The organism is uncultured Aquimarina sp. (assembly GCF_947500065.1).
Taxonomy (GTDB): domain Bacteria; phylum Bacteroidota; class Bacteroidia; order Flavobacteriales; family Flavobacteriaceae; genus Aquimarina.
Genome location: NZ_CANMQT010000002.1, coordinates 711758 through 733809 on the forward strand (window position 1 = coordinate 711758; position 22052 = coordinate 733809).

The 22052-nt window shown below is 32.8% G+C and carries 16 protein-coding genes; 11 read left to right on the plus strand and 5 right to left on the minus strand.

The window, feature by feature from the left end:
- Positions 1 to 152 precede the first annotated feature (152 nt).
- The 10 genes from uvrC to Q0975_RS08625 all read left to right on the plus strand — a co-directional run bounded on the left by uvrC (position 153) and on the right by Q0975_RS08625 (position 15224).
- Positions 153 to 1952, plus strand: a complete 1800-nt coding sequence (gene uvrC, locus Q0975_RS08580) for an excinuclease ABC subunit UvrC (RefSeq protein WP_299435316.1) — start codon at positions 153 to 155, stop codon at positions 1950 to 1952.
- A gap of 7 nt (positions 1953 to 1959) precedes the next feature.
- Positions 1960 to 4239, plus strand: coding sequence for a patatin-like phospholipase family protein (locus tag Q0975_RS08585; protein ID WP_299435318.1), 2280 nt, complete (start codon positions 1960 to 1962; stop codon positions 4237 to 4239).
- 179 nt (positions 4240 to 4418) lie between these two features.
- Positions 4419 to 5576, plus strand: a complete 1158-nt coding sequence (locus Q0975_RS08590; protein ID WP_299435320.1) for a homogentisate 1,2-dioxygenase — start codon at positions 4419 to 4421, stop codon at positions 5574 to 5576.
- A gap of 142 nt (positions 5577 to 5718) precedes the next feature.
- The gene (gene hppD / locus Q0975_RS08595) at positions 5719 to 6858 is read left to right on the plus strand and encodes a 4-hydroxyphenylpyruvate dioxygenase (RefSeq protein ID WP_299435322.1); all 1140 of its coding nucleotides are present in this window, start codon (positions 5719 to 5721) and stop codon (positions 6856 to 6858) included.
- Between the two features lie 401 nt (positions 6859 to 7259).
- Positions 7260 to 8036 (plus strand): DUF3108 domain-containing protein, encoded by a 777-nt coding sequence (locus tag Q0975_RS08600; RefSeq protein ID WP_299435324.1) that lies wholly within the window; start codon positions 7260 to 7262, stop codon positions 8034 to 8036.
- On the plus strand, positions 8036 to 9001 hold the full coding sequence (locus tag Q0975_RS08605) for a tryptophan 2,3-dioxygenase family protein (protein WP_299435326.1): 966 nt from the start codon (positions 8036 to 8038) through the stop codon (positions 8999 to 9001). The genes Q0975_RS08600 and Q0975_RS08605 overlap by 1 nt, the downstream gene beginning before the upstream one ends.
- 6 nt (positions 9002 to 9007) lie before the next feature.
- The gene (locus tag Q0975_RS08610; protein ID WP_299435328.1) at positions 9008 to 10264 is read left to right on the plus strand and encodes a peptidoglycan DD-metalloendopeptidase family protein; all 1257 of its coding nucleotides are present in this window, start codon (positions 9008 to 9010) and stop codon (positions 10262 to 10264) included.
- Between the two features lie 4 nt (positions 10265 to 10268).
- On the plus strand, positions 10269 to 11906 hold the full coding sequence (pgi, locus tag Q0975_RS08615; protein WP_299435330.1) for a glucose-6-phosphate isomerase: 1638 nt from the start codon (positions 10269 to 10271) through the stop codon (positions 11904 to 11906).
- Positions 11907 to 12081: 175 nt separating this feature from the next.
- On the plus strand, positions 12082 to 14685 hold the full coding sequence (locus tag Q0975_RS08620; protein WP_299435332.1) for a TonB-dependent receptor: 2604 nt from the start codon (positions 12082 to 12084) through the stop codon (positions 14683 to 14685).
- A 98-nt stretch (positions 14686 to 14783) separates the two neighbouring features.
- Complete coding sequence (locus Q0975_RS08625) at positions 14784 to 15224, plus strand: hypothetical protein (RefSeq protein ID WP_299435334.1); 441 nt, start codon at positions 14784 to 14786, stop codon at positions 15222 to 15224.
- On the opposite strand, the gene Q0975_RS08630 is transcribed toward Q0975_RS08625, so the two are convergent.
- The 3 genes from Q0975_RS08630 to Q0975_RS08640 form a co-directional block, all read right to left on the minus strand.
- On the minus strand, positions 15221 to 15643 hold the full coding sequence (locus Q0975_RS08630) for a secondary thiamine-phosphate synthase enzyme YjbQ (RefSeq protein WP_299435336.1): 423 nt from the start codon (positions 15641 to 15643) through the stop codon (positions 15221 to 15223). The two genes, Q0975_RS08625 and Q0975_RS08630, sit on opposite strands and share 4 nt — an antisense overlap.
- A complete protein-coding gene (locus Q0975_RS08635; RefSeq protein ID WP_299435338.1) occupies positions 15640 to 16971 on the minus strand; it encodes a hypothetical protein in 1332 nt (443 codons plus the stop codon). The genes Q0975_RS08630 and Q0975_RS08635 overlap by 4 nt, the downstream gene beginning before the upstream one ends.
- An 81-nt stretch (positions 16972 to 17052) precedes the next feature.
- Positions 17053 to 17274 (minus strand): hypothetical protein, encoded by a 222-nt coding sequence (locus Q0975_RS08640; protein ID WP_299435340.1) that lies wholly within the window; start codon positions 17272 to 17274, stop codon positions 17053 to 17055.
- A gap of 272 nt (positions 17275 to 17546) precedes the next feature.
- Between Q0975_RS08640 and Q0975_RS08645 the strand changes: the two genes are divergently transcribed.
- A complete protein-coding gene (locus Q0975_RS08645; protein WP_299435342.1) occupies positions 17547 to 18365 on the plus strand; it encodes an HAD family hydrolase in 819 nt (272 codons plus the stop codon).
- Positions 18366 to 18681: 316 nt separating this feature from the next.
- Here Q0975_RS08645 and Q0975_RS08650 read toward each other — a convergent pair whose 3' ends face one another.
- Together Q0975_RS08650 and lepA are read right to left on the minus strand one after the other, a co-directional pair.
- A complete protein-coding gene (locus tag Q0975_RS08650) occupies positions 18682 to 20040 on the minus strand; it encodes a carboxypeptidase-like regulatory domain-containing protein (RefSeq protein ID WP_299435343.1) in 1359 nt (452 codons plus the stop codon).
- 100 nt (positions 20041 to 20140) lie between these two features.
- Positions 20141 to 21937 (minus strand): translation elongation factor 4, encoded by a 1797-nt coding sequence (gene lepA / locus Q0975_RS08655; protein WP_299435344.1) that lies wholly within the window; start codon positions 21935 to 21937, stop codon positions 20141 to 20143.
- Positions 21938 to 22052: the final 115 nt, after the last annotated feature.

Here is a 22052-nt window from a genome sequence, read left to right on the forward strand (position 1 = left end):
TAAAATAATATAATTACTAAAGTAATAAAAAACCAGAAGCATTCTATATGATAATTCTTTTTAATAGTTAAATTGAACTTTAGTTTTTAACATAATATTCCTATTAAGTGTGTTTAATAATTCCAGTAAAGCGCTAAATTTACGCTTAGTTTATGCAAAAAGCTTCATTAGAAATACAAGTCAAAATATTGCCAACAGGTCCTGGTGTCTATCAGTATTACGATAAAGATGATAAATTACTGTATGTAGGCAAAGCTAAAAACCTAAAAAAAAGAGTTACTTCATATTTCACAAAAAATCACGATAATTATAAGACTAAAGTGTTAGTTAAAAAAATCAACTCCATAAGACATATAGTGGTTGAAACAGAAACAGATGCATTACTATTAGAAAACAATCTTATCAAAAAGCATCAACCACGTTTTAACGTGATGCTTAAGGATGATAAAACATATCCATGGATTTGTATTAAGAAAGAACGTTTTCCCAGAATTTTTCCCACTCGCAATTTAATAAAAGATGGCTCTGAATACTTTGGCCCTTATACTAATTTCAAAACAGTAAATACTCTTCTGGATCTTATTAAAGGTTTATACCAACTAAGAACCTGCAACTATGACTTATCACAAGAAAAAATAGATAGCGGTAAATATAAAGTTTGCCTGGAATATCATTTAGGCAATTGTAAAGGAGGTTGCGAGGGTCTGCAAGAAGAACAAGAGTATCGTCAAAATATAGAAGCAATTCGTCAAATTGTAAAGGGTAACTTTAAAGATTCTCTGAATAGATTTCGAAAGCAAATGTCAGATTATGCTGAAAAAATGGAGTTTGAAGATGCCCAGAGAATAAAAGAAAAAATTGAAGTACTAGAAAAATATCAGGCAAAATCTACTGTTGTTAATCCTAAAATAAGTAATGTAGATGTATTCTCTATAATTTCTGATGAATCATACGGCTACGTTAATTTTCTCCAACTTTCTTATGGTGCAATTATACGGTCTCATACCACAGAAATTAAAAAGAAATTAGAAGAAACCGACAAAGAACTATTAGAACTAGCAATCATCGAATTAAGACAACGATTTGGATCTATGTCCAAAGAAATATTTGCACCTATTAACGTTGATGTTGGGGAGAATATAAAAATTACGGTTCCGCAACTTGGAGATAAAAAGAAAATAGTAGACTTGTCGTTGCGAAACGCAAAATATTATCGTCAGGAACGATTCAAACAAATCAAAATTATTGATCCAGACAGACATATAAAAAGGCTGATGGCCCAGATGAAAAAAGATTTAAGGTTGCCGGAAGAACCCAGACATATAGAATGTTTTGATAATTCTAATATCCAAGGAACCAATCCTGTTGCAGCTTGTGTGGTATTTAAAAATGGCAAACCAAGTAAAAAAGAATATCGTAAATTCAATATTAAAACAGTAGAAGGCGCCAATGACTTTGCTTCTATGGAAGAAGTTGTATATCGTCGATACAAACGATTGTTAGATGAAGAGCAGCCATTACCACAATTAGTAATTGTGGATGGAGGAAAAGGTCAGCTCTCTTCTGGATTAAAAGCTTTAGACGATCTTAATCTAAGAGGTAAAATAACTATTATCGGAATTGCAAAACGTTTAGAAGAAATCTACTATCCAGGAGACTCAATACCTTTGTATCTTGACAAAAAATCCGAATCCCTAAAAATAATACAACATCTTAGAAACGAAGCCCATCGCTTTGGTATTACTTTTCATAGACAAAAAAGAAGCAAGGAAGCTTTGAATACTGAATTGGATACTATTCCCGGAATAGGAGAAAAAACAGTCGTAGAATTATTGAAACATTTTAGGTCTGTAAAAAGAATTAGTGAAGCCACAAAAAAAGAACTTAGCGAAGTAGTGGGAGATTCGCGCGCAACCAAAGTGTATAATTACTATCTTACTAAAAAAGAATAAACCCCTTATGCAAATTACCTCAAAAAAAATATTAAATATTTTATTAGTGACTATGGTATTCTTTGCATTTAACACCTTGTTTTCTCAAAATAAAAGTACTTCTGAAATTCAGATAAATCCTAACGAAGAAGATATTAAGGTTGGATTGGTTTTAAGTGGTGGTGGTGCAAAAGGTTTGGCTCATATTGGGGCTCTAAAAATTATTGAGGAATCTGGTATTAGAATAGATTATATCGGAGGAACCAGTATGGGAGCAATTGTAGGATCATTATATGCTTCTGGATACACTGCCAAAGAGCTAGATTCTATTTTCAGAATTGTAGATTTTGATGTGTTGATACAGGATGATTTGCCTAGAAGAGCTAAAACTTTTTATGAACGTGAAGATTCTGAAAAATATGCACTCACCCTTCCTTTTGATCATTTTAAAATAGGACTACCACAAGGCTTATCAAAAGGACAGAACTTTTTTAATGAATTCTCCCGTTTAACTTCTCACGTGCACGATATTAATGACTTTAGCAAGCTACCGATTCCTTTTTTCTGTATGTCTACCAATATTGCAACAGGAGAACAAATTCTACTCGATAAAGGATACTTACCAGAGGCAGTTTCTGCCAGTGGAGCACTACCTTCTATTTTTAGTCCTATAGAATTAGATGGTATTCTAATGACCGATGGCGGTGTTGCTAATAATTATCCTATTGAAGAAATACGTAAAAAAGGAGCAGAAATCATAATCGGAATTGATGTGCAAGACAGCTTAATACCAAGAGAGCAACTAAATTCTGTAACCAATATTATGTTACAAATAAGTAATTTCCGGACAATTAAAGCGATGAAAAATAAAATGCCGCAAACTGATGTATACATAAAACCATCTATTTCTGATTTTTCATTAATAGCCTTTGATCAAGTAGATAAAATTATTGCTAATGGAGAAAAAGCTGCTTTTGCCAGTTATGAAAAATTGAGAGCCATAAAAAGACGTCAAAAAACTTCTCCTCCCAAAGTAACAGTTCCAAAAAAATCAGATACGCTATTCATTAACAGCTTGGTAATATCAGGAAATGAAAGATATACAAGATCCTATATCAAAGGAAAACTAAAACTAAAAACACCCAAAACTACTACCTATAAAAAATTATATGAAGGTATTAATAATCTGTCTGCAACAGGTAATTTTGACAGGGTAAGTCATCGATTAACCGATACAGAAGCTGGCAAAGAATTAGTTCTTAATGTAAAAGAATCTAAAAACACTATGCTATTACGTTTCGCATTACATTATGATGACTTATATAAAACAGCTGCCTTGGTAAATTTTACCAAAAAAAGCTTACTTTTTAATAATGATGTCCTCTCATTCGACATAGCTTTGGGAGATAATATTAGATATGATTTTGATTATTATATAGATAAGGGGTTCTACTGGAGCATCGGATTGAAGAATAGCTTTAATCGTTTTAACAGAAATGTCGAGTATGATTTGGTACGAGAAGATTTTAATTTACCTGATATTGAAGTCAATAAGATTAATTTAGATTTTTTAGATTTTAAAACCCAGTTCTATTTAGAAACTTTATTAAATCAAACTTTTTCATTAGGAGTTGGAGCAGAGTATAGAAGATTTAGACTTATTTCTGAAACCATAGGAGAAGATGAAGATCAATTACCACGGTTTGTTTTTGATAATAGTGATTATGGAAGTGCTTTTGGTTATCTAAGGTTTGACAGTTATAATAACAAATATTTTCCTAGTTCAGGTTTTTTATTCGAAGGAGATGCTAATTATTATTTATTAGATAACAATCCCAATAGTGAAGACAGTAATTTTGTAGTTGCTAAAGCTAATTTTGGCTATGCTTTTAATCTTTTTAATAAAACATCGGTTAATTTAGAATTAAGTGCTGGCGGAAGATTTGGAGAAGAAAACCTTAGAAGTCTTAACTTCTTTGTTGGTGGTTTTGGAGCAAAAACAATTAATAATAATGTTCCATTTTATGGATATAATTTTTTGAATATCGTAGGAGATAGTTATGCCAAAGCGGCCATTACTTTTGATTATGAAATTTTTTCAAAAAACCATATCAATGCTTCTGCTAATTACGCAAATGTTGGTAATAATTTATTTGATAATGGTCAATGGCTGGAATCTCCTGAATATTCTGGATATGCTTTGGGTTATGGCTTAGAAACTTTTGCCGGGCCTATACAAATAAAATATTCATATTCTCCAGAACTAAAGGAAGGAGAATGGTATTTTAGTGTTGGTTTTTGGTTTTAAAACAAATTACCTAAAAAAGACGGAAATATTTCCGATATTTGTAGTATTATGAGTCTGTACTGGCACGATTTACTATTGCTACTACACTACCTTATCAAGCGAAATCCGGAATAAGGCAGAGGTTTACTATTGCATTACTTTTTTTAAAACATAATAGTTAATACCATAATCTTAAAAACATGCCTTTTTATCATTCTTTAGGTAAAATACCTCCTAAGCGTCATACCATCTTCAGAAAACCTGACGGTAACCTTTACTATGAACAATTATTTGGAACTATTGGTTTTGATGGAATGTCCACTAATTCATACCACAATCATCGTCCTACTCAAGTAAAAGAAATAAAAGGAAGCTATAGTGTAGCTCCCGAAATTGCTATTAAAAATAATATTAAATCCTATCGATTACACGGGTTTAAAATTAATCCAGAAAAAGATTATTTACAAAGCAGAAAAAATGTACTTACTAATAGTGATGTAAGTATTATTTTATCCGCTCCTCAGGAATCTACTTCGGATTACTTTTATAAAAACACGGATGCTGATGAATTAATTTTCATACATCGTGGAAGTGGTAAGTTTAGAAGTCATTTAGGAAATCTGGATTTTAAATATGGGGACTATATTTTGATCCCTAGAGGCACTATTTACAAATTAGATTTTGACACAACTGATAATCGATTATTTATAGTAGAGTCCAGAAGACCCATTTATACTCCAAAAAGATATAGAAACTGGTTCGGGCAGTTGCTAGAGCACTCCCCTTTTTGTGAAAGAGATCTAAGGACTCCATATGAATTAGAAAGCAATGATGAAAAAGGAGATTTCTTAATCAAAGTAAAAAAACAAGATGAAATCTTTGACATGATCTATGCCACGCATCCTTTTGATGTAGTAGGTTATGATGGATATAGTTTTCCTTACGCGTTCTCAATTCATGATTTTGAACCCATAACCGGAAGGATACATCAACCACCTCCAGTACATCAAACTTTTGAGACAGATGCCTTTGTGGTTTGTTCATTTGTTCCTCGATTATACGATTATCATCCAGAAAGCATTCCTGCTCCATACAATCATAGCAATATTGATAGTGACGAAGTGCTCTACTATGTAGACGGTGATTTTATGAGCAGAAACGATATTGATGCTGGTCATATCTCATTGCATCCTGCTGGAATTCCACACGGACCTCATCCTGGAGCTGTAGAAAGAAGTATTGGTAAAACTAAGACAGATGAACTAGCTGTAATGGTAGATACCTTTAAACCTCTTATGGTAACAAAGGAAGCGATGGAAATAGCTGATGATGACTATCACAAATCTTGGTTAGATTAAGTATAAAAAATATAAATATTGATCAATGTTGAATTATAGAAAAGATATTACCGCTCACCTTAGAGCAATGTGGTAGGTTTAATAGAAATATCCTAAGAGTTTCAGAAACAAACACATTTACTAATTATCAAATTAAAATATTATGTCAACAAATATAACACCTCAAGATTTAGAAAAAACCGTTCCACAAGCTGAAGATTTTTTACCTCTTTTAGGAACCGATTATGTAGAATTATATGTAGGTAATGCCAAACAAGCAGCATACTATTATCAAACTGCTTGGGGATTTCAACCGATTGCATATGCCGGATTGGAAACTGGCCTTAAGGATCGTGTGTCTTATGTTTTACGCCAGGACAAAATAACGTTAATTCTTACTTCCCCTTTACAACCTGATGGAGATATCAATAAACATATCAACGCTCATGGAGATGGAGTCAAAGTTGTTGCGCTATGGGTTGATGATGCTACAAAAAGTTACGAAGAAACAGTCAAGCGTGGTGCTGAATCCTATATGGAACCAACCACAAAAGAAGATAAGCATGGAAAAGTAGTATTCTCAGGAATACATACTTATGGAGAAACGGTTCATATTTTTGTAGAAAGGAAAAATTATAACGGAGTATTCTTGCCCGGTTATATGCCTTGGAACAAACCCTTTAAAACAGAAGATACTGGTCTAAAATTTATCGATCATATGGTAGGTAATGTGGGTTGGAATGAAATGAATAAATGGTGTGAGTTTTATGCCAAGGTAATGGGGTTTGCTCAATTAGTATCTTTTGATGATAAAGACATTTCTACAGAGTATACCGCTTTAATGAGTAAAGTAATGAGTAACGGGAATGGAAGAATAAAATTCCCTATAAATGAACCAGCTGAAGGAAGAAAAAAATCTCAGATCGAAGAATATATCGATTTTTATAATGGTGCCGGTGTACAACACATGGCATTAGCTACAGATAACATTATAGAAACAGTTTCTGCTCTTCAAAATCGTGGAGTAGAATTTCTTACAGTACCTGCCAGTTATTATGAAACTGTTCTGGATAGAGTTGGTGAAATTGACGAAGATCTTGAGCCCTTAAAAGAACTAGGGATTCTTATTGACCGTGATGATGAAGGATATCTTCTTCAGATTTTTACCAAACCAGTGCTAGATCGACCAACCATGTTTTTCGAAATAATCCAAAGAAAAGGAGCGCAATCATTTGGTAAAGGAAATTTTAAAGCATTATTTGAGGCTATAGAAAGAGAACAAGAACAAAGGGGAACTCTATAAAGTTAGAGACTCATTTAAATCCTTTGAATAATCAAAGTAACCTTTGTTAATAAATTGCGATTATTGAAAAATAATCGGTTTCTGCCTAAATTTTTGTTAAATATGATAATAAAAAAACGTTTTCGTTTGATAATTATGCAAAAAAAGCTGATGTTTGTATTATAAGCGGAGTGGTTACTGCTTATACCAAAAACAATAATTATTCTCATAATTTAAGTTTTTAGTTGGTTAATAAAAGTAAAAGAGAGCTGTGGTGGCTCTCTTTTTTTATTACTTTTTTTAGGAATTAAGTAATACTCCCTATTTTTATCTGTTTATATTATATAGTACTTTTGGAATAGATATTGTAAATACCAGTAATAATCGTATTTATGTTAAATAAAACAACACCCAAAATAGTTATGAAAAGATGCTTACTTTTGTTTTTAATCTTGATTGCAACTTCTTCTATTGCTCAAGAAAACCATAGCTCTTTTGATACTGGAGAATGGTTTAAATTCAGAATTCACTATGGATGGTTTACAGCTAGTTATGCTACCTTAGAGATTAAGGAAGAAACTCTTAATAATATGCCTGTTTATCACATTGTTGGCACAGGTAAATCTTCAGGTCTTTTAAGCGCCTTCTTTAAAGTAGAAGATTATTATGAAACCTACATAGATAAAAACGAAGTCAAACCTTATCGTTTTATTCGTAAGATTAACGAGGGAGGGCATACTAAAGATATTGAGATCAATTTTGATCACGAAAACAAAAAAGCCCTGGTTTTTAATAAAAAATATAACAAAAAAGAAACATTTACTACCAACGATAATATCCAAGACATGATGTCTTCGTTTTATTACCTAAGAAATAATATTGATGTATCTTCGCTAAAGAAAGGAGACGAGCAATTCGTTAATATGTTTTTTGACAATGAAAACTATTTATTCAAATTAAAATTTCTTGGTAGAGAAACTATTAAAACCAAAGTCGGAAAAATTCGTTGCCTTAAATTTCGTCCTTATGTACAAGCAGAAAGAGTATTTAAGGAAGAAGAAAGTTTAACAGTCTGGGTAAGCGACGATGATAATCGTATGCCTGTAAAAATTAAGGCTGATATTGTTGTTGGTTCCATTCAGGCGGATTTGGATGCTTTTAAAGGACTTAAGCATCCCTTTAAAATTGTTATAGATTAATGGACGAATCCATAAAACCCGAGATTGCCGAAAAAATAAAGCAACTCGAGAAAAAATTTAAAAATTCCGGTCAGGATCTAGGATCCTATTTAGACGGTTTACTACACGATCGATACCTTACCTATTGGGATTATATTCATTTGGACACTTTACTTAGTTTACAAATCCCGAGAACACATTTTCCTGATGAGGAAATCTTTATTATGTATCATCAGATCACCGAACTTTATTTTAAGCTAATTATTCATGAGCTAAAACAAATCATTGATGATAAACTTCAGACAGCAGAATTTTTTACTAAAAAATTAGATCGAATCAATAGATACTTCAAAGTGCTGATAGATTCCTTTGATGTTATGATAAAAGGAATGGATAAAGATCAATTCCTAAAATACAGAATGTCTTTATTGCCTGCTAGTGGATTTCAATCCGTTCAATTCAGAATGATTGAAATATATGCTACTCCTTTAGCAAATCTAGTCAATAGCAAGGAAAGAGATCAATTTTCTGAGGAAGATCCTCTGGAAGAGACCTATGAACATTTATACTGGAAATCTGGAGCAACGGATATTAAAACTGGTGAAAAAACGCTTACGCTTAAGCAATTCGAATATCGATATACTCCAAGAATGATGCGTATTGCACATCAGGTAAAACAAAGTACAATTTATCATAGATATCTGGAACTTCCGGAAAAAGAGCAAAATAATGTGCAGCTTATTAATGCATTGCGTACTTTTGACACCAATGTGAATATTAACTGGTTATTAATGCATATGGGTGCCGCCTATAGATATCTCAACAGAGATAAAGGCCAAGTATTGGCTACTGGAGGAACCAACTGGAAAAAGTTTTTACCCCCTAGTTTTCAAAGGATTATATTTTTCCCTAATCTTTGGAGCGCAGAAGAAAAAGAAAATTGGGGACAGCAATGGGTTACCCATCAATTTAATACCACAAAATAAAGTCAGTTGAAGAATTTAGGTTACATGCTACTTATTGCAGTAGTATTGATTTCATGTCAGCAAGAAAAAAAAGAAGAAACTGTTATTGTTCCGGAAGTAATTAAAGAAGAAAAAGCACCTCCGATTATCAAAGAATTTGGCTACAATCTTAATGATTTTAATGTAGTTAGAGATACCGTTCGACCGGGCGATAGTTTTGGAGCTATTTTAGACAGTCATGGAATTACCAGAGCAAAAGTTTTTGAAATTTCAAACAAAATCAAAGACACTTTTAATGTAGCAAGAATCACTGCAGGAAAAGCATACACACTACTTAAATCTAAAGATACTACCGAAAAAGCACAGGTTTTTGTGTATCAAAATGGACTTATAGACTATACAGTTGTTGACTTTAGAGATAGCATTATTGCCAGAAAAAGTGCTAAGCCAGTAAAAATAGTAGAAAGAATAGCCTCTGGAACTATAGAAAGCAACCTATCTCAGACCTTTGATGATATGGACCTTAGTTTTCTGGTTGCCTATAAAATGGCGGATATCTACGCATGGACTATTGACTTCACTCGACTTCAGGCGGGAGATCAATTTAAAGTTATTTATACAGAGAAATACATAAATGACACAATACCAGCAGGAATTGGTGAAATCAAAGCATCTTATTTTGAACACAGAAGCAAACCCATATATGCTTTTCAGTTCGAAGATGATACTATCAATAACACATCAGATTATTTCGATCAGGATGCAAATAACTTACGTAGAGCATTTTTACGAGCACCTGTTCAGTTTAGTAGGATTTCATCAAGATATAATCTTAAACGAAGAATACGATATTACGGAAACAAAATAAGACCACATCGTGGAACAGACTTTGCTGCACCGGTTGGAACTCCCATCTTGGCAACTGCCGATGGTACTATTACCAAGTCAGAACGAAAAGGAGGAAATGGTAAATATGTGAAAATTAGACATAATGCCACTTATGACACTCAATACCTACATATGAGCAGACGTGCTGTAAAAGTAGGAGAATTCGTAAGACAAGGAGATGTTATTGGATACATCGGAATGACAGGAAATACAAGCGGACCACACGTATGTTACCGTTTCTGGAAAAATGGTAAAGAAGTAGATCCTTTTAGAGAAGATTTGCCTGCATCAAAACCTCTTAATGATAGTTTACGACCTGCTTATTTTAAGCATATAGAACCAATGAAAACAAAATTAGATAGTATTATATTCAAACCGAAACAAGAAATTTTATAACCACATGGCATTACCAACTATAAATCCCACCACCACAAAAGCTTGGGAAGCACTGCAAAACCATTATGAGCATATAAAAAATTCCCATTTAAAAGATCTTTTTGCACAATCTCCAGATAGAGCTGAAAAATTCTCAATGGAATGGAATGATTTTTATGTAGACTATTCTAAGAACAGAATTGATGAAACTACCAAAAAACTTTTAGTAGATCTTGCTAAAGAAGTACAGCTTGACAAAGCAATACAAAGTTATTTTGAAGGAGAGATCATAAATGAAACTGAAGAAAGGGCAGTACTTCATACTGCTTTAAGAACTCCCTCAAACAAAACTGTTAATGTCGACGGCAAAAATGTAGTACCGGAAGTATCTAACATAAAAAACAAAATTGAAACATTCTGTGATAAGGTTATTAATGGTGAATTAAAAGGGTACACAAACAAACCATTTACAGACATAGTAAATATAGGTATTGGCGGTTCAGATCTTGGGCCAGCAATGATCACTGAATCTTTAGAATATTACAAAAATCACCTAAAAGTACATTTTATATCAAATGTAGATGGAGATCACGTACACCAAAACATAAAAGATCTTAATCCCGAAACTACATTATTTGTAGTAGTTTCCAAGACTTTCTCTACTCAAGAAACATTATCAAACGCTACTACCGCCAGAAGCTGGTTTACAAAAAAAGCTTCTCAAGAAGCAGTAAGTAAGCATTTTGTCGCGGTATCAAGCAATATCCCTAATGTAACTGAATTTGGTATTACTGAAGACAATATTTTCCCATTGTGGGATTGGGTTGGAGGTCGTTTTTCGCTTTGGAGTGCAGTAGGATTATCCATAAGTCTATCCGTAGGATACAAAAACTTTGAGTCCTTATTAGAAGGTGCACATGAAATGGATGAGCATTTCAGAACTGCGAATTTCGAAGAAAATATACCCGTTATTTTAGGAATGCTTAGTATCTGGTACAACAATTTCTTCGGTGCAGAAAGCGAAGCCATCATACCATATTCTCAGTATTTACATAGATTACCAGCCTATCTACAACAAGGGATTATGGAAAGTAATGGAAAAAGTGTAGATCGTAATGGAAATCTTATTGACTACCAGACAGGTACTATCATTTGGGGTGAACCAGGAACAAATGCCCAACATGCATTCTTTCAGTTAATTCATCAAGGCACGAAACTTATTCCGGCAGAATTCATAGGTTTTAAACATCCCTTATTCGGAGATAAAGATCATCAGGATAAATTAATGGCTAATTTCTTTGCTCAAACCGAAGCTTTAATGAACGGAAAGACTGAAACCGAAGTTCTTGAAGAATTGAAATCCAAAAATCTTCCTGAAGCCAAACTAAAACAGTTAGTTCCGTTTAAAATTTTTGCAGGCAACAGACCTACCACCTCCATACTTATTAACAAATTAACCCCTAAAAGTTTAGGAGCATTGGTATCTATGTATGAGCAACGAATTTTTGTTCAAGGAGTCATCTGGAATATATTTAGTTATGATCAATGGGGTGTAGAACTAGGTAAGCAATTGGCTACAAAAATTTTAAATGAAATCGATAATTCGCAGATTTCTGACCATGATTCGTCAACAAAAACACTCCTAAAAAAGTATTTAAGTTAATTTTTTATTAGTTAATAACTTTTGAATATTTTCAACAATCTACAAATCAATTAAATACAAAATAGAGTTACCTTAAAACCGTTAAATTTTTATGTAAAAATTTTAACATTAAGATAAACTTAGATTGCGTAAAGATTTGTTCTTTTGCGCCAAACAATTAACTCAATTCATTATAATGAAAAAAATTACATTTTTATTTGTTGTAATTCTTTTGGCAACGGTCTCAGGAACCCTTGCACAAGGAACAGTAACGGGAACAGTATATGATGCTGAATCGAATGCTCCACTGCCTGGAGCAAATATTTTAGAAGTAAGAACTAATAATGGAACTTCATCTGATTTTGATGGTAAATTCTCATTAAAAGTTACTAATCAAACAGGGACGGTTAATGTCTCTTATGTTGGCTTTGGATCAAAAAATATTCAATATGACGTAACCAATGGAGATGTTGATTTAGGAATTATCACTTTATCACTAGATAACTCTCTAGAAGAAATCGTAATTGTAGGAACAGGAGTTGTCGATTTAGCAGAAAACAGAAAGACACCAATTGCTGTATCTACAATTAAAGGAGAGGATATTCAATTAAAAGCTGCAGGTAACGTAGAATTTACGGAGACAATTAAAAATACTCCTTCTGTATACGTTTCTAATCAAGCAGGAGGATTTGGTGATAGTCAGATTTTCTTAAGAGGTTTTGATAACACTAATACTGCAGTTTTATTAAATGGTCAACCTATTAACAGTCCAGAAGATGGTAGAATTTTCTGGTCAAATTGGGCTGGTATGTCTGATGTTGCAAATGCAGTTCAGGTTCAACGTGGTTTAGGATCTTCTAAACTAGCAATCTCCTCTGTTGGTGGTACCATCAATATTGTCTCCAAAACTACAGATCAAAGGAAAGGTGGTTTTGTTAGATTATTAGGAGGTAATGATAGTTACGGAAAAGCAACAATTAGTTATAACTCTGGTTTAACCAATAGTGGATGGGCATTTTCAGTTTTAGTGGACAACTGGCAAGCACACAGAAAGTATGCTGAAGGAACTGCCGGTGGAGGACAAAACTATTTGTTCTCGGTAGGGTATAAGCCTAATGACCGTAATACTTTTAATCTCTTGATTACTGGAGCGCCTCAGTGGCACGAACAAAATTTCTCTCAAGATTTAGAAGTATTTGAAGAATTTGGTGAGAAACATAATAGAAACTCAGGTTTCTTAAATGGAGAACGTTATACTGAAAGAAGAAACTATTATCATAAACCTGTTGCCAATCTTAACTGGGATTTTGATATTAATGATCAATTAGACTTGTCCACCGTATTGTATGCCTCTTGGGGACGTGGAGGTGGAACTGGAGGTCTTGGTAGAGGTAGAGTTCGAGTTAATGACAACAATAATGATAATATCGACTTTGATCGAATTGTTGAAAACAATATCGCAACCGCAGATAGTGATGGTTTTGGAAACTTTGGAAGTTCTTATATAAGAAGATCCTCTGTAAACAATCATAACTGGTATGGATTACTTTCTAACTTAAATATTGAATTAGAAGAAAACTGGGCATTTAATATTGGTTTTGATGGAAGATTATACCACGGAGATCACTTTAGACAAGTTAACGATTTATTAGGACTTAATGGTTTCGTAGATAACTTTAGAACTGATAGACCAAGTGACTATGTGTTTACGGAAGAATTCGAAGCAAATCCATGGTCTGCTTTATTTGATTTTGCAGACGAAGAAAATCGTACACAATTCGATTATTCTGAAGATATTAATTATTTAGGTGGGTTTGGTCAAGCTGAATATTCTACAGACAAGTTTTCTGTATTTGCTCAAGCAGCTGTATCTACTCAATCTTACCAAAGAGATGGTCGTTTTGTAGGAACTGGTAACGGTTTAGGTAAATCTGAAAAATTAAATAAAGTAGGCTACAACTTAAAAGGAGGAGCTTCTTATAACCTTACTGCACAGCACGCAATATATGCAAATGCTGGATTCTTTTCACGTCAGCCATTCCTTGACAATGTATTTGCTGATATTAGAAATTCAAATGACATAGTAGAACCAGAAATCGATAATGAAGAAATTACAGGTTTCGAAGCAGGATATCGATTTAGAGGATCAAACTTTGCCTTAAATATTGATGTTTACAGAACTGAATGGGCAAATCGTTTCTTAAACACTAATGGTCCAGAGCAATCAAATGGTGACTTCACTACTTATAGATTAACTGGAGTTGGGCAAATTCACCAAGGACTTGAATTCGATCTTGAATATAGACCAAAAGGTGGAAAATGGAGAGTGAAAGGATATGGTTCTATTGGTAACTGGAAATTTGAAGGAAATTCTCCTTTTACTCTTACTAATGATCAAACAGCAACTATCATAAATACTGGAAATATTGACTTAACTGGAACTAAGGTAGGTAATGCACCCCAGACTTCCTTTGGTGCCAGTGGATACTTTGATATTTTAACTAATTTATCGTTTGATGTTGATTACAACATATATACTGACTTATTCGGTTTTGTTGACCCAGAAGATGTTGTTCAGGCATCATTTAATGGAGAAATTTACCAAGCTGATAGATTACCTTCGTACGATCTTGTAGATGTAGGTATTACTTATAAATTTTATTTTGGTGATGATAAGCTGACATTTAGAGGAAATGTAAAGAATTTATTTAATTCTTCTTACATTAATCAATTAGACTCTTTCGGTTATTTCTTAGGAATTGGAAGAACTTGGAATGCTAGTTTAAGTTATAAGTTCTAATAAAATAAGTTATTAAAATTAAAAAACCTCGCTCAATTTGAGCGAGGTTTTTTTATACATTATGTTTACCTTTGGATAAACTAAACACATCATTCATTATGTACGAAGCAATACAAATCGTTCACTCTTATTGGGCATATCTAGTTGTTCTTATTGTAACTCTTGCCACAATTAATGCATTAATCGGTTTTTTTACTAAAAGAGAATATGCACCTAAAGATTTTAGAATATCACTTTTTGGCTTAATCGTGACACACCTACAGTTAGTAATTGGTATCATCATATTCTTTGTTTCCCCTACTATTGTTTGGTTTACTGAAGGTATTGGAATGGGTGAAATTATGAAAGACCCTTTATTAAGGCTATATAATGTAGAACACCCTCTTGTAATGATTTTAACGGTGGTTTTTATAACTATTGGATATTCTAAGCACAAAAAGAAGTTAACCTCTACTCCCAAGTTTAAAATGCTGGCAATTTTTTATACAATAGCTTGGATATTGATGCTCTCAAGAATTCCTTGGGCGAACTGGTTTTAAGAACCAAAAGCTGTTACTACCAGCTTTCTAGAGCCCCCATCATTTCGATGTTCGCATAAATAAATTCCTTGCCAGATTCCTAGATTCAATTTCCCACTGGTAATAGGTATTTGTATAGAAGTACCCATTAGTGAGGCCTTAATATGAGCAGGCATATCATCAGAACCCTCATAAGTATGCACATAATATGGAGCATTTTCGGGAACTATGCTATTCATATGACTTTCAAAATCCTGCCTCACAGTTGGATCAGCATTTTCGTTAATGGTTACACTAGCCGAAGTATGCTTTATAAACACCTGTAATTGTCCGATTTCAATCTTATTAATTTCTGGAATTTCAGAAAGCACCTCATCTGTAATCAGATGAAAACCTCTGGAATATCGTTTTAGCTTAATTTCTTTTTGGAAAAATTTCATAAATCAAGATCTTCAATGTTAATTCTAAGTGCCTTCATTATTCCGAAAAAAATGTAACCTATTTTAAGCTCTTTTTCTTTAGTAAAATCGCTAGGATTTATATACTTGAAAAGTGTGGAAAGTTCGTTCCCAATATTTTCAGATAAATCATTATCATGCTTTATAGAAGGAAGAACAATATCTAATTCTAACAACCATTCTTTAAAACCTTCTAAACCTATTAATACATTTTCTTTCGAGATTTCTTGAGAAGATTTTATTATTAATACTGCTTTCAAAGATGCTATAATTGTTTTTTCAAAACCTTCTTCTTCAAATCTATTAATAATTAAGCTCAGTAAATACTTTCTTTCGTTGATATTTGATGAAAAATATTTTTTAGATATTCTTGTTAAAAAAGAGTAATACACTTTTAATTGATCTTCTAAAAAACAAGGTACTATATTATTTAAATCAAGTAATTTATATGCCAATTTGTTTTTAAAAAATTCTTCCTCGGGTAGAAACATAACTATGGATTCGGAAATTAGATTGTCAAGTCCAAAATAAAAAGTAGTAATACTACCTGATAAAATTTCTTTTTCTAATGATGAAGAATATTCTATTGCTTTATACTTAGTTCTGGTAACCGGAGAAAACTTATTGATATAATATAGGACTAGTGAATCTTGCATAGCCATAAAATCTTTGGTTTTTAGAAGTAGCTGCTCTTCAAGATCATCAATATACTGTTTGAAAATTTTTCCTCTATAAGATCCACTTGTATGAAAAGGGTATATTAATTTCGAAATGTAATCAAACAAATGGTTGGATAATCTATTATAGGCAAAAAATGATTCCGAAGGATTTTGTTTTCGAGTATCAGTAAGGTTTGCAGCTATATTATGTAAAAAAATATGATTCGCATTATAATTTGGTAAACACGCTTGGGTAAAAATAGAATAGATTTTTTGTATAACCTCAACAAAAGAAATCCCTACCCCTTTTTTATCAATTATGATCCTATAAGAACTAATAGAAGAAAATACTTTACCTGCCATAGGTGAACCATTAAAAGCTGCCAGAACCAAATTAATAGTATCATTTAGATTAACAATGCATATGTCAAATTTTACCCCCTTATGTTCTGTATGAATTTGAAAAGAATCTACTTCTGATAAAACAATAATATCTATATCGGAATTTTTATTATAAACTTCTCTTACATCTTTAATATTATAATTACTTCCAACAAGAAATACTGTATTTAATTCAATAGATTTAGTTGCATTGGCCTCGATAAGAAATGCTATATCATTAAGTAGATGATTGGAAATTTCTTCTTTCATTTAGTGATAATCCAATTTAAAACAAAATACGACCTATTTTTGTAGATCGTATTTACTAAATTAATATGTTTTATTTAATTTCTAACTTTCATAACAATCCCAATCTCCTTGTCCAGTAGGTTCGCATTTTCCGCTACCAGAATAATAGCCCCAGCCACCATCAGTCCCTCCACAATTTTCATAACATTCTTCCAGAGTATCAAATTGCCCTCCATTAATTGCTTTTCTTTCCTCTGCCGTCAATTCTCTGCTTCCTTGTTTTTTGGACGATAACGACTCCTTTAAAGATTTTAAGTTTTTCATATTAATAGGTTTTTTTAAGAGTTAACAATGATATTTAAAACTATTTTCTCCCTTAAAATTACTGTAAAATCAACCATTTATAAGATTAACAACTGTTATATTGTTCGTAAAAAAGTGTTATACTTTGTTAAGTTTATCTTCAAGGGAGTTTTAATAAGAAAATTTAGTTCCTTAAAGGCTAAGGTCATTTTTCTTATTTAATACAAATATTACAATTACAATGTAGTCTCTTATTTTAAACTACTATACCTTTGCCTCTTAAATTTTAAGCTATGGATTTGTCTCAAATAAAACTGGTTGCAACAGATATGGATGGTACACTTCTCAATTCAAGAGGAGAAGTTAGTCAATCTTTCTATTACCTATTCGATGAACTAAGAGATTTGGGAGTCACTTTTGTTGCGGCAAGTGGGAGACAATATTATAGTATAATACATAAACTAGATACCATCAAAAATGATATGATTGTTATTGCGGAGAATGGTGCCTTAACAATGCATAAAGATCAAGAATTACAAACCACAGAAATTGATCGTCAAACATATTTAGATTTACTAGACGTTACCAAAGATCTAAAAGGGTCGCAAGTAATATTATGTGGCCGTAAAAAAGCGTATATCGAAAATTATGGGCAGGACTTTGTAAATATGCTTAATGAGTTTTACGGTAGGTATGAAATCGTAGAGGATTTATCCCAAGTAGTGGATGATCAATATCTAAAAATTGCTATCTGCAACGAAAAAGGGGCAGAAAAATATCTATATCCATCTCTTAAACACTTAGAAAGCAAACTAAAAGTAAAAGTTTCTGGCAAAGTCTGGCTTGACTTATCTCACAACGACGCCAATAAAGGTCATGCACTCAAAAACCTTCAAAAAAGTCTTAATATCTCACCTCAAGAGACTATGGTATTCGGAGACTATAATAATGATCTGGAAATGATGTCTCAGGCTACCTATAGTTTTGCGATGCAAAATGCGCACCCTAATGTAAAAGCCGTTGCAAATTACACTACTAAAAGTAATGATGAGAATGGCGTAGAATATATGCTAACCAAGATGATCGAAGCAAAAAAGACAAAACTTATTTGATACTAATTTTTACTACAACATTAACTATTCTTAGATTGACATTTTAATTATGAAATGCAAGCTAATACAATAGAAATGATAAAAAAGTAAACGTATATCGGTTGCTTTGTAAAAAAATTCTGCATAGCGAGTTGCGTTATAGTTATTTGTTAAGTTTTGACATAGAAGTTAATCTAGGGATCTATATCAAGTACAAATATATATAAAATAACGAAAAAACAACACTTAATCTGCTAAAAGTGCATTTTAATCATCATAAGTGTAGTTGAATATAATCTTTTTCCTACTTTTTTAAACACCTCTTTTTTCAATTAAATCACAATTGACTATACAAATTGATTCTTGTTCCATCAATTTGATTTACATCAATACTAAATAATCTTGAAGATGGTATTTTAGAAATCCGACTCTCTTCATATCCTCCTAAGATCAAAAGCTTTTCCTTATGATGATACATCTTGGCACCTTGCAAATATAAATTAATAAGGTATTCATTAAAGATGTTAGTAGTAGTATCCAGAGTATAAATTTTTCCATTTTCAAAAAAGTAAATCACGTGGTCGCTACTTGTTATAGCTGGATTCTTAATATTCTTTGATAAAATTCCTATATTTTTCCACTTACCGGTAGTCAAATTGAACGTATGTAACTTTGACGGCATATTATGATTATTAGAAATTTCAATCGTATATATTTTATCATCTATAAGCACCCCTTGTATTTCGTTTAAAAAAGGAATATTACCTAATTCATACCAGAGACCGGTTTTCAGATTATAACTATGAATTTTATCGGAATAACTCTTTTTACCATTTTTATTTATTTTTACAGAACCACCCATAACGATAAGATGGTTATTATACAAAAAAGAAGCAAAATCAACTGCCTCATGTGGGTTGGTATGATCGACAGAAATTTTATTATTTTTAAGATCAAAAACTTCAATTTTAGAATCAAGATATTCGTATTTCCTACCAACAGATAATTGCTTCCCTCCTAAAACATATATTTTATCGTTATAAAAGTGGATATTATGATACGCCCTTTTTCTAAATTCCATACGAGATTCGTTCCAGACATCCGAATCAATATCATAAACCATAAGATCTCCTTTATAACCTTGCCAATTTCTACTTCGGAAAAAGGATTTTCTTATAAACTCAGAAAAAGGTGTAGTTGGATGTGTTAAACTGGGATCAAGATCGATAGCCTGAATTTGAGAATTTACATTTGAAGAAAAATCTCCTCCCAACACATAGATTTTGTTATCCTGCAACACCGAACCAAATGCATAAAGTGTTTCTTTCATATTTGAAAGAATCTCAAACTTTAAAACGGGTTTCAATTTTCGGTCAGCGTAAATTTCAACTTTGCCAAGCTCTTCAGGATCCGGAGTAAGATATATGGTTAGTCGCTTTTTTTTAATATCCGAATATGGTACTTCTTTTGTTTTATACCCCAAATAAGAAAAGTAAAGAGTATCATTATTTATGTCATTCAATGGTAAAACAAACTTACCTTTAAGATTAGTGACAGTTCCTCTTTTCTGATTTTTCACATAAACGTTCACACCGCCTAAGGGGGTTCCATTCTGAGTATCTAAAACAACCCCTTTAATATTCTGTGAAATTGACAAAAAAGGAATTAATAAAAGTATAACGATGAATTTTCTCATGATTAGATAATTTAACAGGTGGATAATTATCTAAATATAAGAAACTAACTAACAGTTAACCAAAAACTTAACTGCCTATTAACGATTGTAGAAGCTAACACTAGTCATTCAATTTCAGTACTGCCATAAATGCTTCCTGAGGGATTTCTACATTACCTACTTGACGCATACGTTTTTTACCTTTTTTCTGCTTTTCTAATAACTTACGCTTACGTGAGATATCACCACCATAACATTTCGCTGTAACATCTTTACGCAATGCTTTTACTGTTTCACGAGCAATAAACTTTGCACCAATCGCAGCTTGGATTGGAATATCAAATTGTTGTCTTGGGATCAGTTCTTTTAATTTTTCGCAGATCTTTTTACCAATACCGTAAGCGTTGTCCTTATGCAGTAAAGCAGATAATGCATCTACTATATTTCCATTAAGCAACATATCCACTTTTACTAGTTTTGAAGGACGCAATCCAATAGGCGTATAATCAAAAGAAGCATATCCTTTAGAAACTGTTTTAAGTCGATCATAAAAATCAAATACGATCTCCGCTAGTGGCATATCAAAGGTCAACTCCACCCTCTCAGTAGTTAGATAGGTCTGATTTGTAATCTCACCTCGTTTTTCAATACATAGAGACATTACTGAACCTACAAAATCTGACTTGGTAATAATAGTTGCTTTTATATAAGGTTCTTCTACACGATTCATAGAAGAAGGGTCTGGTAAATCAGTCGGATTATTTACAATGATAATATCATCAGGGTTCTTATTGGTAAAAGCATGATATGATACGTTTGGAACTGTTGTAATAACCGTCATATTAAACTCGCGTTCCAATCGTTCCTGGATGATTTCCATATGTAACATTCCTAAGAATCCACAACGGAAACCAAATCCTAATGCTGCAGAACTCTCTGGTACAAAAACCAAAGAAGCATCATTAAGCTGTAGTTTTTCCATAGAAGCTCTAAGCTCCTCATAATCTTCAGTATCTACCGGATAAATACCCGCAAATACCATAGGTTTTACATCCTCAAAACCTGCTATAGCATTCTGAGTAGGCGTTTTAGCATCTGTAATAGTATCACCTACTTTTACCTCACGTGCATCCTTAATACCTGTAATTAGATATCCTACATCTCCTGTTTTAATAGTCTTTCTCGGAACTTGATTTAGTTTCAATGTTCCTACCTCATCCGCAGAATAATCTTTTCCGGTAGCAACAAATTTAATCTGCTGACCTTTTTTAATTTCACCGTTAACCACCTTAAAATAGGTTTCAACACCTCTAAAAGAATTATAAACCGAATCAAAAATCAATGCCTGTAGTGGTTCATCAGGATTACCTTTTGGAGCGGGAACTCTTTCTATAATCGCCGTAAGAATTTCTTCAATACCAATCCCTGTTTTTGCACTCGCAGGAATTACTTCCTCTGCCTCGCACCCAAGTAAATCCACGATATCATCAGTTACTTCTTCAGGATTAGCACTTGGCAAATCTACTTTATTCAATACAGGAATAATCTCTAAATCATTTTCTAATGCTAAATACAAATTAGAAATTGTCTGAGCCTGGATACTTTGTGCAGCATCTACAATCAACAAAGCACCTTCACAAGCAGCTATAGAACGAGAAACTTCATAAGAGAAATCTACGTGTCCAGGAGTGTCGATAAGATTCAGAATATATTCCTCTCCTTTATACGTGTACTCCATCTGGATCGCGTGACTCTTGATCGTAATACCACGTTCACGCTCTAGATCCATACTATCCAATAATTGCGCTTGAGCCTCACGAGCTGTAACCGATCCTGTAAAATCCAACAATCGATCTGCTAACGTACTTTTACCGTGATCAATATGCGCAATAATGCAAAAGTTTCTTATGTTTTTCATGCTATCTCTTCAATTATTCTTTAGGGCGTGACCCACAAGGGTCGGGCTTTCCGTTTCAATTCCTCGCACTTCCTTTGTCAGGCTGCGGGATTTCCTCTACAATCCCTCACGCAGT

What these genes read in the sequence shown, in the direction of transcription:
- Q0975_RS08620 (WP_299435332.1), top strand. Translation starts at nt 12,082, where the DNA reads ATGAAAAAAATTACATTTTTATTTGTTGTAATTCTTTTGGCAACGGTC.
- Q0975_RS08605 (WP_299435326.1), top strand. Translation starts at nt 8,036, where the DNA reads ATGGACGAATCCATAAAACCCGAGATTGCCGAAAAAATAAAGCAACTC.
- Q0975_RS08585 (WP_299435318.1), top strand. Translation starts at nt 1,960, where the DNA reads ATGCAAATTACCTCAAAAAAAATATTAAATATTTTATTAGTGACTATG.
- Q0975_RS08590 (WP_299435320.1), top strand. Translation starts at nt 4,419, where the DNA reads ATGCCTTTTTATCATTCTTTAGGTAAAATACCTCCTAAGCGTCATACC.
- lepA (WP_299435344.1), bottom strand. Translation starts at nt 21,937, where the DNA reads ATGAAAAACATAAGAAACTTTTGCATTATTGCGCATATTGATCACGGT.
- Q0975_RS08635 (WP_299435338.1), bottom strand. Translation starts at nt 16,971, where the DNA reads ATGAAAGAAGAAATTTCCAATCATCTACTTAATGATATAGCATTTCTT.
- Q0975_RS08625 (WP_299435334.1), top strand. Translation starts at nt 14,784, where the DNA reads ATGTACGAAGCAATACAAATCGTTCACTCTTATTGGGCATATCTAGTT.
- Q0975_RS08640 (WP_299435340.1), bottom strand. Translation starts at nt 17,274, where the DNA reads ATGAAAAACTTAAAATCTTTAAAGGAGTCGTTATCGTCCAAAAAACAA.
- hppD (WP_299435322.1), top strand. Translation starts at nt 5,719, where the DNA reads ATGTCAACAAATATAACACCTCAAGATTTAGAAAAAACCGTTCCACAA.
- Q0975_RS08600 (WP_299435324.1), top strand. Translation starts at nt 7,260, where the DNA reads ATGAAAAGATGCTTACTTTTGTTTTTAATCTTGATTGCAACTTCTTCT.
- pgi (WP_299435330.1), top strand. Translation starts at nt 10,269, where the DNA reads ATGGCATTACCAACTATAAATCCCACCACCACAAAAGCTTGGGAAGCA.
- uvrC (WP_299435316.1), top strand. Translation starts at nt 153, where the DNA reads ATGCAAAAAGCTTCATTAGAAATACAAGTCAAAATATTGCCAACAGGT.
- Q0975_RS08650 (WP_299435343.1), bottom strand. Translation starts at nt 20,040, where the DNA reads ATGAGAAAATTCATCGTTATACTTTTATTAATTCCTTTTTTGTCAATT.
- Q0975_RS08645 (WP_299435342.1), top strand. Translation starts at nt 17,547, where the DNA reads ATGGATTTGTCTCAAATAAAACTGGTTGCAACAGATATGGATGGTACA.
- Q0975_RS08630 (WP_299435336.1), bottom strand. Translation starts at nt 15,643, where the DNA reads ATGAAATTTTTCCAAAAAGAAATTAAGCTAAAACGATATTCCAGAGGT.